Source organism: Microcoleus sp. Pol12A5 (assembly GCF_036701435.1).
Taxonomy (GTDB): Bacteria; Cyanobacteriota; Cyanobacteriia; order Cyanobacteriales; family Microcoleaceae; genus Microcoleus.
Genome location: NZ_JAUBQU010000089.1, coordinates 14818 through 27110, shown reverse-complemented (window position 1 = coordinate 27110; position 12293 = coordinate 14818). Strand labels below are relative to the sequence as shown.

Genomic DNA, 12293 nt, shown 5'->3' with positions numbered 1-12293 from the left:
TCAAGAAGGTTTTTTTAGTTATTTAGTAATGCACAAATTCACGTTTTTGTCAAATTAATTTAGATGCGTTTACCCTGCCACTTCTGCCGGATTGCTAGTGGGCATTATCACTCTGACATTTTCCAGCATTTACCGGGGCTTATATCAGCGCGAAGTTGGCCGAATTGAAGAATATGGAGGGCAGCTAGAACTGCTTTATCGCCGTCATTATCGAACTGCACAAAAAGAGTATGAACCTACCAAAAGATCCTGAAATTCCTCCACCAATTAATATTGTGCCGCTGATTGATGTGGTGTTCTCGCTGCTCACATTTTTCATTCTCTCTAGCTTGTTCTTAAGCAGCCCTGAAGGACTGCCTGTGAATTTGCCCAAAGCGACTGCGAGCCAGCCGACACAGACAACGAACCGAGTCACCATCACGATTGATTCAAAAGGACAAGTCAGTCTCGATCGTCAGCGCACAACGGTAGAGGCTTTGCCCGGACAACTGAGCGCCTTAGCTGCTACTCGTCAAGACCTGATTGCCGTGATTAACTCTGACGAAACCGTTGATTTTGGCTTGGCTGTAGCCGTTATGGATCGGGTGCGACAGGTTAAAGGAGTTAAACTAGCCGTTGCGACTCGCAGACCCCAATGATATCGATTCCGGTTGCACTCCTTATCATTGTTGACTCTTGACTGTTGACTGTAGAAGGAGGGGTCAAAAAAATGAAAATTGCGCGAATTATTAATTACGAGCTTGATTCGACTTTACGCCCGACTCCGGAAGCGCGGATTTGATATCATTGCAGCGCGGCCGGAATTGATATTACCTGTGGAAAACTTGTGGGAAAGCTGGTGCGGTCGATCGCCCGCCCATTTTTTGTGCAAAAACTGTTTCGGGCGATCGAGTAAAGTTTTCCACAAAGGGAGGGCAACTTTTCCACAGGTTTTTCCACAGGCAAGCTGCTACGCATAGAAATTGTCTGTGATCGGAGAGTTACCCGTTCGGTGATGCCGATCTTGAAATCGCTACATAGAGTCATTGGTGTGACAACTGACAACTGACAACTGACTTCTTCTCAAGTTTTTCGGCTGACAGCATTAATTCGATCGCTCAACTGACGCAAAGTTTGAGCCAAATTCGGGTCAGTGTTGCGCAACTGAGCAATTTTGTCGCAACTGTAAAGCACAGTCGTGTGATCTTTGCCACCGAATACTTCCCCAACTTTCGGCAAACTCAAACCAGTATGCTGCCGAATTAAATACATCCCTATTTGACGTGCCAGACTAATTTCTCGCCGACGGGAAATTCCTTTTAAATCTTCAATAGAAACATCAAACTCCTCAGCCACAACTGCAATTACTGCATCTGGCGTTGCCTCTACGCTTTCAGTTTGTGGATTCAAAACCGGGGCGATATTTTCCACGGTCATCGGCAAACCAGTAATGGAAAGATATGCTACCGCCCGAATCAAAGCTCCTTCCAATTCCCGAACGTTGGAAGTGTAACTAGAAGCAATGTATTCAATGACATCTCGCGGCAACCGCATATTTTCATACTCGGCTTTTTTCTGCAAAATTGCCATCCGAGTTTCCAAGTCTGGCAATTGAATATCGGCAATTAATCCCATGGAAAATCTGGAACACAAACGCTCTTGCAGGCGGGGAATTTGCTGCGGCGGGCGATCTGAAGCTAAAACTACTTGATTCCCGGCTTCGTGCAAAGTATTAAAAGTGTGAAAAAATTCTTCTTGAGTGTATTCTTTGCCTTCAATAAATTGGATGTCATCTATCAATAAAACATCTGCGGCCCGATAATGATCGCGGAAAGTTTGCATACTGTCTTTGCGAATTGCGGCGATTAAATCGTTAGTAAATTTCTCAGTAGAAACGTAAAAAATCTTGGCGTTGGGGTCAATTTCCAAGCGATAATGACCGATCGCCTGCATCAAATGAGTTTTGCCCAAACCGACCCCGCCACACAAAAATAGGGGATTGAATTCTCGGCCCGGCGACTCGGCTACCGCGAGGGAGGCGGCGTGAGCCATGCGGTTGTTAGAACCGACGACAAAGCGGGAAAATAGGTATTTTGGGTTTAAATTGGCGGGTTTGGGGGGGTGAAGCGAGTGGCTTTCCGGGACATCGGCGATGGGGGAGGGCCAAATTATGGCCGAGTCGCTGCTGCCGCCTGTTTCGTTTCCTCCGGCAATTGTCAAGTAAATGTCTACGGGATAGCCCAGAATTTCTGCGACTGCATCGGCAAGGATTTCTCTGTAATATTTTTGCAACCAATTGCGAGCAAAGGGATTGGGGGCGCTCACGATCAAACAGTTATTTTCGAGTTGTTCGGCTCTAGCAGTTTTGATCCACGTCTCAAAGCTAGGTCTGCTCAGTTGTACCTGGAGACGTTCAAGTATCTGATTCCACAGACTTTCGAGGGGAATGTCCACTGCTCACCTCTGCCGATCGGCATTCAAGATATTAATTCTACTCTAGAGAGTTTAGTCGTCAGATGCTAAAGTTTAAGGGAGTCTGCCGATCGCCAAAATTTTTGCGGCTCTGCAGCCCAAACCAGGTATCGGGGAGCTGTTCAGCAAATATTTAGATTTGGCAGGAAAGCCTAAAAACGTGGCCATGAAGAGTTCTACTGGCAAATTTTGGAAGCAACCGGCAATTTACATATTGCTGCTGGTAACGGGAGCCGGGGCCGCCATGTTGGGCGATCGTCTGACGGTTTCTCAATTTCGTGCAAATTCTGGGGATTCTGGACAAAGGGGGCTGGAACCGAAATTGCAACTGCCTCCTAATACAAAGGAAAAGGATCGAGTTAGCAAAGTCTTGCCGCCGGTTTCCTTGTCAGGCGACGCGGCTAATGTGAATTTTATTGTGGCTGCGGTGGCAAAAGTTGGCCCGGCAGTGGTTCGGATCGATGCTTCGCGCCGGGTGCAGCCGGGAAATAGAGGGCTGTCGCCGGAAGATTTTTTGGGCATAGAACCGAATTCGGGCGGCCGGGGCGGAATTGAACGGGGTACTGGTTCGGGTTTTGCGATCGGTGCCGACGGCGTTATTCTCACTAACGCTCACGTTGTAGAGGGAGCCGATACAGTAAATGTAACTCTCAAGGACGGCCGCAGCTTTCAGGGGCGGGTGTTGGGGGCGGATAAGGTCACGGATGTGGCTGTGGTGAAGATTGAGGCGAATAATGTGCCTGTGGTGGCGATCGGCAATTCGGATAAGCTGTTGTCTGGGGAATGGGCGATCGCGATTGGCAATCCTTTGGGTTTGGACAATTCCGTAACAGCGGGGATTATTAGCGCTACGGGGCGATCGAGCTCTGACGTGGGCGTACCCGACAAGCGGATCGGTTTTATCCAAACAGATGCTGCGATTAATCCGGGGAATTCCGGCGGCCCGCTGCTGAATGCTTCGGGTCAAGTTATTGGCATGAATACGGCGATTATTCAAGGTGCTCAAGGATTGGGGTTTGCGATTCCCATTCAGGCGGCGCAACAGGTGGCGAAGGAACTGATTTCGACGGGGAAAGTCGAACACGCTTATTTGGGAATTGAAATGGCGACGCTGAATCCAGAGGTTAAGGAGCAAATTAACAGCAACGCTAACAGCAGCCTGCGAGTTACAGTCGATCGGGGTGTGGCTATTGTTAGTGTAGTTCCTGCTTCTCCCGCTGCAGCGGCAGGTTTGCGGGCTGGAGATGTGATTCAAAAAATTAACAATCAGCCGATTATTCAGTCGGAAGCTGTTCAGGATTTCGTACAAAATGCTAAGGTTGGCGGTCTGTTGCAAATGGAAATCAACCGCAACGGGCAAATAGTTAATTTGACTGTTAAAACGGGAAGTTTGCCGGTTCAAAAAGTTAGATAATCTGTTGATGGTTGACAGTTGGCCGTTGACGGTTGACAGTTGACGGTTGACAGTTGACAGTTGTTACCAATTACCAATTACCAAGGACTAATTAATATGGCAGAAATCTTGCAAATTTCTCAATTAGGAAATCCCGTGCTGCGCCGCCCGTCGCAAGTTGTCGAGAATATTCAGGACGATCGCATTCAACAGTTGATTGACAGCTTAATCTTTACAGTACAGCAGGCAAACGGAGTGGGGATTGCCGCCCCTCAAGCGGCTCAGTCCGATCGCCTGTTCATTGTCGCATCCCGCCCCAACCTGCGCTATCCCCAAGCACCCCACATGGAACCCACAGCGATGATTAATCCCCGGATTGTGGCTGCATCAACAGAGACAGTCAAAGACTGGGAAGGCTGTTTGAGCATTCCGGGAATTCGGGGATTGGTGCCCAGAAGTAAGGCGATCGAGATAGAATACACCAGTAGAGACGGCAAACTCCACCGACAAGAATTGACAGACTTTGTGGCCCGAATTTTTCAACACGAACACGACCATTTAGATGGAATTGTGTTTTTAGACAGGATAGAAAGCACCAGAGAACTGATGGCAGAGGATGAGTACCAAAAGCAATTTGTTAATTTACTCCCTTCAGCACAAATCTGTGAGCCGATTTGAGATTTACTCGTTATTACTCACTCGTTTTTTGTAGCGCAGAGTCATTGAATCTATTACAAACAGTATGAATAGCAATCAACAACCTGCAAATCATCAGCCACAAATTATTTTGATTACGGGGAACATGGCTGCTGGCAAATCAACTGCTGCCCAATCACTTGCCGAACGGTTGCCCAAAAGTGTTCACCTGCGCGGAGATATCTTTCGTCGCATGATTGTGAATGGGCAGGCGGAAATGGCCTTAAATTTGTCAGCAGAGGCATATCAGCAACTTCAACTGCGCTATCACCTGGCAGCAATGGCAGCGCGACAGTATCTCCAGGCTGGCTTTACGGTTGTCTATCAAGACATCATCATTGGTTTGGCACTCAGTGAGGTAGTCGCCGCGTTTCATGATGTGCCGTTGTCTGCGATCGTTCTGTGTCCCCAGGCAGAGGTTGTAGCGGCACGAGATGCAGCAAGATCCAAGACCGGATATGCCAACGAAACAATGGTTTATGAATTCGATCGCGTGCTCCGCACCGAAACTCCTCGTCTCGGTTATTGGCTGGATTCAACCCATCTAACGGTTAAAGAAACGGTCGATCGGATTTTGGCAAATTTGCAAGAGGAATGAGTGAAATAACATCGCTATGTGCCTGAGCGCGATCGCTCCTAAATCAATCGTTTAAAGGGAAGATATCTTATACTTGACATTTAAAATTTGTGATATAACTATTAACAATAACATCAAAGATGTTGCGAACAGGAGAGCAAATGTCTATCAATTTGGAAAAAGGCGGGAGAATCAATCTCTCTAAAGAAGCACCGGGGCTAAAAAATGCCGGGATTGGTTTGGGATGGGATACCAATATTACAGACACAGGCGCAGCATTTGACTTAGATGCTTCCGTGTTTATGTTGGGGGCTACTGGCAAAATCCCCGGCGAAAAATACTTTGTTTTCTACAACAACAAGGAGTCGCCGGACACCTCTGTAATACATCTGGGAGATAGCCGAACAGGAGAAGGATTTGGCGATGATGAAACCGTTACAGTCGATTTAACCAAAGTCGATCCGGCGGTGCAAGAAATTGTGTTTGTGGTAACTATCCACGAAGCAGAATCCAGAAGGCAAAACTTCGGTCAAGTGCGGAATGCTTTTATCAGGATTTACGACACTACTACTAACACAGAGGTAACGAAGTACGATTTGGACGAGGATTTTTCTAGGGAGACTGCGGTAGAATTTGGCAGACTTTACAAAAAAGACGGCGAGTGGAGGTTCCAAGCTGTAGGACAAGGCTACAATTCCGGCCTGCAAAGCTTTGTAGATAAGTATGCCTGATAAAAGGTCGATCGATCCTATCTAAATAAATCGAGGGAAAATTCGGAAGCAGGAATGTTTCCCTCGATTTTAAGCAATCAGACTCATGAGGTGACAAACCAGATGGGAATTCAATTAAAGAAGGGCGAAAGATTTAATCTTTCTCAAACATCTCCTACTTTAACAAAAGTTGCGATCGCCCTGGGATGGGAAATAGCAACTCAACAAAATTTATCCAACTCAAACCATCAAAGCTGCGATATCGATGCCTCTGTTTTTGCGTTAGGTTCGGACGGCAAAATCCCCGATGAAAGATACTTTGTATTTTACAATAACTCGCAGTCGCCGGACGGAGCGATCGCCCATTCGGGAGATAATCAAACTGGTCACACTCAAGGAGATGACGAGACAATTTATGTAGACTTAGAAAAAGTAACCGCTGCTGTTGAGGAAATGGTTTTTGTGGTCACGATTCACGACGCACAAGCTAAACATCAAAATTTCAGCCAAATCAGAAATGCTTTTATCCGATTGTACGATCGCGAAACCGGGAGCGAACTAGCGCGGTATGATTTAACAGAAGGTTTTTCTGAAGAAACAGCAGTCGAGTTTGGACGGTTGTATAAAAAAGAGGCAGCTTGGAGATTTCAGGCCGTAGGACAAGGATATAAAGCAGGGTTGCAGAGTTTTGTTGACAAGTATCATTCAGAGATTAAACAGCAAGAAAAGCCAGCACAACGTACAGTAGAACTGCCTAAGTTACCAGTTATTGAAGATAGCCACAAAAGTCAGAAAGCTATAGCATTAGACAAAAAGCTTGAGGAGAAAGCGCCGCACATTTTTAATCTTGCTAAGAAAGCCGATATCTCGCTCAAGAAAGCAAATCTGACAAATCACAATGCTCAAGTAGCGCTTTGCCTCGATATTTCTGCTTCCATGTCTTCGCTGTACAGTTCAGGCAAGATTCAGCGTTTGGCAGAGAAGATTTTGGCTTTGGGATGTCGGTTTGATGACAACGCAGCGATCGACATATTTCTGTTTGGAGCCAACCCCCACAATCCCGGTGAAATGTCGATCGACAATTTCTCAAACTTCATCCACCATATACTGCAACAGTATCCTTTAGAAGGAGGTACTTACTACGGCAAAGTGATGAAGGAAATTAGAAACTTCTATTTTCCTGACGGTCGCGGTAGCAGGCGCTACGCACCTATTAAAGCCGATCGACCTGTCTACGTGATGTTTGTAACTGATGGAGAAACTGCGGACGAATCGCAAAGCAAGCAGCAGTTACAATGGTCGTCCCACGAACCGATATTTTGGCAGTTTATGGCGATCGGCAAGTCGCAGAAAGATGTCAAAAGTAAGGGAGTTCGCGGGTGGTTAGCAAGAACCGTAGCGAGCGATTTTAGCTTTTTAGAACAGCTTGACGAAATGGGCGATCGCTACCTAGACAACGCCGATTTCTTCAGTTTAGAAGACCCGGAACATATTGCCGATGAGGAATTATACGATTTGTTGACAGCCGAATATCCGCATTGGGTAAAATCAGCACGAATCAAAAATCTCTTACCCTAGAAACAGCTTTTGCCGGCCAACAAAATGCTAGCTTAGGGCAATCATTCAACTTCAAAATAAACCTTACACAATCACAAAACTATGGCTATCAACTTGACAAAAGGACAATCAATCGTTCTCAGCAAAAGCGAATACGACTTGTCCAGACTGACAATGGCTTTGGGCTGGGATGTAGCGAAATCTAAACAAGGTCTTTTCGGCCGAAGCAGCGGTGCAAATTTTGACTTAGATTCCTACGCTCTGCTGCTGGGCGAAAATGGCAAATTAAAGAACTACAAAGAGGATGTAATTTATTACTCTAATTTGGAGTCCAAAGACAAAACAGTTGTTCACTCAGGCGACAATCTCACCGGGGCGGGAGACGGAGACGACGAACAAATATTGGTGAAACTGAGTTCTTTGCCAGCACAATATCACAAAATTATTTTGGGAGTTAATATTTACGATGGGAAAGAGAGAAAACAGCATTTTGGCTTGGTAGAAAATGCTTTTGTGAGAGCTGTAGATGCCGCCGGGAAAGAAATCGCTCGCTATCGCTTGTCCAATGACCCATCTTATGAAGGAAAATTAAATATGTTGATGGGAGAAGTCTATCGAGAAGGCAGCGAGTGGAAGTTTAAGGCTTTGGGAAATCCTTTGGCTGAAGATTTGAACGGTGTTGTCGGTTCGTTTATGCGGTGATATCAAAAATGTTTTTTTAACCGCAGATAAAGGCAGATAAACGCAGATGAAATTCCATCTGCGTTTATCTGTGTTAATCCGCTGATATCTGCGGTTAAAAAATCCCCATGTACTTATTAGACATCGGCAAAAAAGCTACTCCAATCAATCTTTGACCGGCCGCATTGTCGGGAACATGACGGCATCTCGGATGCTTTGAGTATTAGTTAAAAGCATCACCAATCTGTCTACACCGATCCCCATTCCCGCACAATTAGGCATTCCCAAAGATAGTGCTTGGATAAAGTCTTCATCCATTGGATGCGCTTCGTCATCGCCGGCATTTTTCTGCGCCAACTGTTCCTCAAACCGCTTTCTTTGCTCTTTCGGATCGTTCAATTCTGAGAATCCGTTCGAGTATTCTGTACCGTTAATAAATAGCTCGAAACGTTCTACAAATCCCGGCTTGCTGCGATGTCCTTTCGCTAAGGGACTGACTTCGACGGGGTAGTCGATGATGAATGTAGGTTGAATTAGTTTAGGAACAACTAATTTGTCAAAAACTGCATACAGCACGTAGCCTAAACTCTGTTGTTCTAACTTAGACAGGTGCAGTTCGAGTTTGCTTGCAGATTCGATCGCACTTTCCAAGTCCAAACTGTCAAAATCCAGCCCAAACTCGTCTCTGACAGATTCTACCATCGTTTTCACTTGCCAGTGTTTGCCGCTGAAACCCGGATATTTTTCGCTGTAGTCGAACTTGCGTTCTAAACTAATCATTTCCCCCTGATTTTCAATTTCTTTGACATCCCCAAATACCGCTGCCGCTGCGAAACATATCACGTCTTCGACAACTGTTAAAATGTCGAAAACATCGGCATAAGCTTGGTAAACTTCTAAAGAGGTAAACTCTGGATTGTGGGTGCTGTCAATTCCCTCATTTCTAAATGCTTTCCCTAGTTCAAATACTCGCTCGAAACCGCCGCAAATTGCTCTTTTTAAGAATAATTCTGGAGCCACTCGCAAATATAAATCCACTTCCAAAGCATTATGGTGAGTGATGAATGGCTTAGCAGCAGCACCGCCATAAATAGCTTGCAGTGTTGGCGTTTCTATTTCGTAAAAATTTGCTTGCCACAGATAGGAACGGATGCTTTGAACGATGCGGCTGCGAAGCATAAAACGGTTGAGCGCATCTTGGTTGCTTGCCAAATCCATTTCGCGGTGACGGCGGCAAACTTCGGGGTCGTTAATTCCATAATAAGAATCGGGAAATTGAATGGTAGCTTTTGATAAAAGCTTTAATTCCCTCACTAAAATAGAAAGTTCTCCCCTGGGGGTGCGGCAGCCGATACCTTCGACGCCGACAAAATCGCCGACATCGAGCAATTTTTTAATTTGTTCAAAGCTCAAACCGACTTCGCCGGTGACGATTGCTTTCTCGATTTTGAGTTGAATTTTGTCTGTGGCGTCTTTTAAATCGATGAAACCAATTTTGCCGCTGTCTCGCTTGGAAGTGATGCGGCCGGCTAATCGCAGGGAAATTTCTTCGGGGTCAGTTTCTCCGTTTTGGAGTTCTTTTCCCGGCTGACTAAATATTTCGCGAACTTGCTTGGCTGTGTGCGATCGCGCGTAGGATTCACTGGGATACGGTTCTATGCCTTGCGATCGCAGTTCGTCTACTTTTTGACTGCGGACTTCGGCTTCACTGAGAGTCATTAGTTATTGCCTGATTAAAATTACAAATATCTGACATCTTGCACTATTTTGGCATCGTGCGATCGGGTGGGCTAGAAGAGCCCAACCCCTACTCCCCACAAGAAAATTCACTCTTTGTGGAACAGGCATCTTGCCTGTTCGTGACAAAGCTGCAAGATGTCAGAAACACCAAACTCTATCATAACTAGGTGGTTTTGAGAGCCAATTTGCCAAATAATAAGTTACACGCTCTCGTAGCCTGATCGCACAGATCCGCACTCGCCCCAGAAATATCTCCGATAACAATTTACAATCGAGTGCACAAAGCGACCGAAACATTAAAAAATTAAGTTGTCTGTCGATCGCAACAGGTGAGATGATATGTAGTGCAGCCTCACGGCAGTTCCATAGAAACTGAACAGCAGAAACGCGAGCGATCGAACTCGGCTCATCGCACCTCTGTCAGAATCGACCACACACACTCTCTCTCTTAACGTATAAAAACCAGAATTATGGCTGTTGCAACCCAATCACTCGAAGAACTCTGCATCAACTCTATCCGCTTTTTGGCCATCGATGCGGTAGAAAAAGCAAAATCAGGACACCCGGGACTGCCGATGGGCGCTGCCCCTATGGCCTTTGTGCTGTGGGATCGGTTCATGCGGTTCAACCCCAAAAACCCCAAGTGGTTTAATCGCGATCGCTTCGTCCTCTCAGCCGGCCACGGCTGTATGCTACAGTACGCCCTCATGTACTTGACCGGCTACGATAGCGTCACCCTCGACGACATCAAACAATTTCGTCAGTGGGAATCCAAAACCCCCGGACACCCCGAAAACTTCGTCACCGAAGGCGTAGAAGTTACCACCGGCCCCCTCGGACAAGGAATTGCTAATGCCGTCGGTTTGGCAATGGCAGAAGCTCACCTCGCTGCTAAGTTTAACAAGCCCGACCATAAAATTGTTGACCACTACACCTATGTCATCATGGGTGATGGCTGCCACATGGAAGGCATTTCTGGCGAAGCTTGTTCTTTGGCCGGACACCTCGGACTCGGCAAATTAATTGCCTTGTACGATGACAATCACATTTCTATTGAAGGCGACACAAGCTTGGCCTTTACTGAAGATGTCGGCAAGCGTTTTGAAGCTTACAATTGGCACGTTATTACAGTAGACAATACCGCTCTAGATGAAGATACTAACCTAGAAGCAGTTCACAAAGCTATTGAAGAAGCCAAAAAAGTCACGGACAAACCGTCCATGATTAAAGTCCGCACCATCATTGGTTACGGTTCTCCTAACAAGCGCAATTCTTACAGTTCTCACGGTGCTGCTTTGGGTACCGATGAAGTGAAAGCAACTCGCGATTTCTTGAAGTGGGAACACGCACCGTTTGAGATTCCTGATGATGCTTTGTCACACTTCCGCAAAGCAGTCGATCGCGGTGCTCAAGCTGAGCAAGAATGGCACAAAGCTTTTGAGGCTTATAAAGCAGCATATCCTGCCGAAGCAGCAGAATATGAGCGCACAGTGGCAGGCAAACTTCCTGAAGGTTGGGATAAAGTTTTGCCGACATACAAGCCGGAAGATAAGGCAGATTCGACTCGGAATCATTCTGGAAAATGTTTGAATGCTTTGGCAAGTGTGTTACCTGAACTGATCGGCGGTTCCGCTGACTTGGCATCTTCTAACATGACTTTGCTCAAGGGTGAAAAAGACTTCCAAAAAGGTCAGTACGAAGGACGTAACCTGCGGTTTGGCGTGCGGGAACACGGCATGGGTGCAATCGCCAACGGTATGCTTTTGCACGGCGGTTTAATTCCTTACTGCGCCACTTTCTTGGTATTTGCTGACTATATGCGGGGAGCAATTCGCCTCTCTGCACTATCGGAAGCTGGAGTTATTTATGTAATGACTCACGACTCCGTAGCCTTGGGCGAAGACGGCCCGACTCACCAACCGGTGGAAACTCTAGCTTCTTTGCGAGTAATTCCCGATTTGTTGGTAATGCGCCCAGCAGACGGAAATGAAACATCAGGCGCTTACAAAGTGGCAGTTGAAAGCCGCACTCGCCCAACTTTAATGGCTTTGTCGCGCCAAAACTTGCCTAACTTGGCTGGAAGTTCGATGGAAGGAACAGCCAAAGGCGCTTACATTTTGTCCGACGACGGCGGCACTCCCGACATCATTTTAATCGGCACCGGCGGCGAAACATACCTCTGCGTTGATGCCGCTGAAAAATTGCGCGCCGCAGGCAATAAAGTGCGGGTAGTTTCCATGCCTTGCTGGGAATTGTTCGACTTACAAGATGCCGCTTACCGCGAATCTGTACTGCCAAAAGCTGTTACTAAACGCTTGGCAGTTGAAGCGGCTGCTAGCTTCGGCTGGGGACGTTATTTGGGTTCCGAAGGCGATAGCATCAGCATCGACAGATTCGGCGCTTCTGCACCGGGCCCCGTTGCTTTAGAAAAGTTTGGCTACACCGTTGATAATGTGGTAGCTAAGGCTCAGGCGCTGCTGGGTTAATA

General features: G+C 46.6%; 12 protein-coding genes. 8 read left to right on the top strand and 4 right to left on the bottom strand.

The window, feature by feature from the left end; all coding sequences use genetic code 11:
- The first annotated feature begins 230 nt into the window (after positions 1 to 230).
- On the top strand, positions 231 to 638 hold the full coding sequence (locus tag QUA45_RS20720) for a biopolymer transporter ExbD (RefSeq protein WP_333096893.1): 408 nt from the start codon (positions 231 to 233) through the stop codon (positions 636 to 638).
- 145 nt (positions 639 to 783) lie between these two features.
- On the opposite strand, the gene QUA45_RS20715 is transcribed toward QUA45_RS20720, so the two are convergent.
- Both QUA45_RS20715 and dnaA read right to left on the bottom strand, forming a co-directional pair.
- A complete protein-coding gene (locus tag QUA45_RS20715) occupies positions 784 to 957 on the bottom strand; it encodes a hypothetical protein (protein WP_333221999.1) in 174 nt (57 codons plus the stop codon).
- Between the two features lie 105 nt (positions 958 to 1062).
- Positions 1063 to 2433, bottom strand: coding sequence for a chromosomal replication initiator protein DnaA (dnaA, locus tag QUA45_RS20710; protein WP_333221998.1), 1371 nt, complete (start codon positions 2431 to 2433; stop codon positions 1063 to 1065).
- Between the two features lie 184 nt (positions 2434 to 2617).
- Between dnaA and QUA45_RS20705 the strand changes: the two genes are divergently transcribed.
- The 6 genes from QUA45_RS20705 to QUA45_RS20680 all read left to right on the top strand — a co-directional run bounded on the left by QUA45_RS20705 (position 2618) and on the right by QUA45_RS20680 (position 8086).
- The gene (locus QUA45_RS20705) at positions 2618 to 3865 is read left to right on the top strand and encodes an HhoA/HhoB/HtrA family serine endopeptidase (RefSeq protein ID WP_333221997.1); all 1248 of its coding nucleotides are present in this window, start codon (positions 2618 to 2620) and stop codon (positions 3863 to 3865) included.
- A 96-nt stretch (positions 3866 to 3961) separates the two neighbouring features.
- Complete coding sequence (gene def, locus QUA45_RS20700) at positions 3962 to 4522, top strand: peptide deformylase (RefSeq protein ID WP_333096899.1); 561 nt, start codon at positions 3962 to 3964, stop codon at positions 4520 to 4522.
- A gap of 64 nt (positions 4523 to 4586) precedes the next feature.
- Complete coding sequence (locus QUA45_RS20695) at positions 4587 to 5138, top strand: AAA family ATPase (RefSeq protein WP_333096901.1); 552 nt, start codon at positions 4587 to 4589, stop codon at positions 5136 to 5138.
- A 140-nt stretch (positions 5139 to 5278) separates the two neighbouring features.
- Positions 5279 to 5848, top strand: coding sequence for a TerD family protein (locus QUA45_RS20690; RefSeq protein WP_333096902.1), 570 nt, complete (start codon positions 5279 to 5281; stop codon positions 5846 to 5848).
- Positions 5849 to 5902: 54 nt separating this feature from the next.
- The gene (locus tag QUA45_RS20685; RefSeq protein WP_333221996.1) at positions 5903 to 7405 is read left to right on the top strand and encodes a TerD family protein; all 1503 of its coding nucleotides are present in this window, start codon (positions 5903 to 5905) and stop codon (positions 7403 to 7405) included.
- Between the two features lie 81 nt (positions 7406 to 7486).
- Positions 7487 to 8086 (top strand): TerD family protein, encoded by a 600-nt coding sequence (locus QUA45_RS20680; RefSeq protein ID WP_333096905.1) that lies wholly within the window; start codon positions 7487 to 7489, stop codon positions 8084 to 8086.
- A gap of 144 nt (positions 8087 to 8230) precedes the next feature.
- Here the strand turns inward: QUA45_RS20680 and lysS are convergent, their stop codons facing one another.
- Together lysS and QUA45_RS20670 are read right to left on the bottom strand one after the other, a co-directional pair.
- Positions 8231 to 9784 carry a lysine--tRNA ligase gene (gene lysS, locus QUA45_RS20675; protein WP_333221995.1) on the bottom strand — a complete coding sequence of 518 codons (1554 nt, stop codon included), beginning with the start codon at positions 9782 to 9784 and terminating at the stop codon, positions 8231 to 8233.
- A 317-nt stretch (positions 9785 to 10101) separates the two neighbouring features.
- Positions 10102 to 10239 carry a hypothetical protein gene (locus tag QUA45_RS20670; RefSeq protein WP_190734883.1) on the bottom strand — a complete coding sequence of 46 codons (138 nt, stop codon included), beginning with the start codon at positions 10237 to 10239 and terminating at the stop codon, positions 10102 to 10104.
- Between the two features lie 36 nt (positions 10240 to 10275).
- On the opposite strand from QUA45_RS20670, the gene tkt reads away from it, so the two are divergent.
- Complete coding sequence (tkt, locus tag QUA45_RS20665) at positions 10276 to 12291, top strand: transketolase (protein WP_333096909.1); 2016 nt, start codon at positions 10276 to 10278, stop codon at positions 12289 to 12291.
- The last annotated feature ends 2 nt before the right edge of the window (positions 12292 to 12293 follow it).

What these genes read in the sequence shown, in the direction of transcription:
- QUA45_RS20720 (WP_333096893.1), top strand. Translation starts at nt 231, where the DNA reads ATGAACCTACCAAAAGATCCTGAAATTCCTCCACCAATTAATATTGTG.
- QUA45_RS20715 (WP_333221999.1), bottom strand. Translation starts at nt 957, where the DNA reads ATGCGTAGCAGCTTGCCTGTGGAAAAACCTGTGGAAAAGTTGCCCTCC.
- QUA45_RS20705 (WP_333221997.1), top strand. Translation starts at nt 2,618, where the DNA reads ATGAAGAGTTCTACTGGCAAATTTTGGAAGCAACCGGCAATTTACATA.
- def (WP_333096899.1), top strand. Translation starts at nt 3,962, where the DNA reads ATGGCAGAAATCTTGCAAATTTCTCAATTAGGAAATCCCGTGCTGCGC.
- QUA45_RS20695 (WP_333096901.1), top strand. Translation starts at nt 4,587, where the DNA reads ATGAATAGCAATCAACAACCTGCAAATCATCAGCCACAAATTATTTTG.
- QUA45_RS20690 (WP_333096902.1), top strand. Translation starts at nt 5,279, where the DNA reads ATGTCTATCAATTTGGAAAAAGGCGGGAGAATCAATCTCTCTAAAGAA.
- QUA45_RS20685 (WP_333221996.1), top strand. Translation starts at nt 5,903, where the DNA reads ATGTTTCCCTCGATTTTAAGCAATCAGACTCATGAGGTGACAAACCAG.
- QUA45_RS20680 (WP_333096905.1), top strand. Translation starts at nt 7,487, where the DNA reads ATGGCTATCAACTTGACAAAAGGACAATCAATCGTTCTCAGCAAAAGC.
- lysS (WP_333221995.1), bottom strand. Translation starts at nt 9,784, where the DNA reads ATGACTCTCAGTGAAGCCGAAGTCCGCAGTCAAAAAGTAGACGAACTG.
- tkt (WP_333096909.1), top strand. Translation starts at nt 10,276, where the DNA reads ATGGCTGTTGCAACCCAATCACTCGAAGAACTCTGCATCAACTCTATC.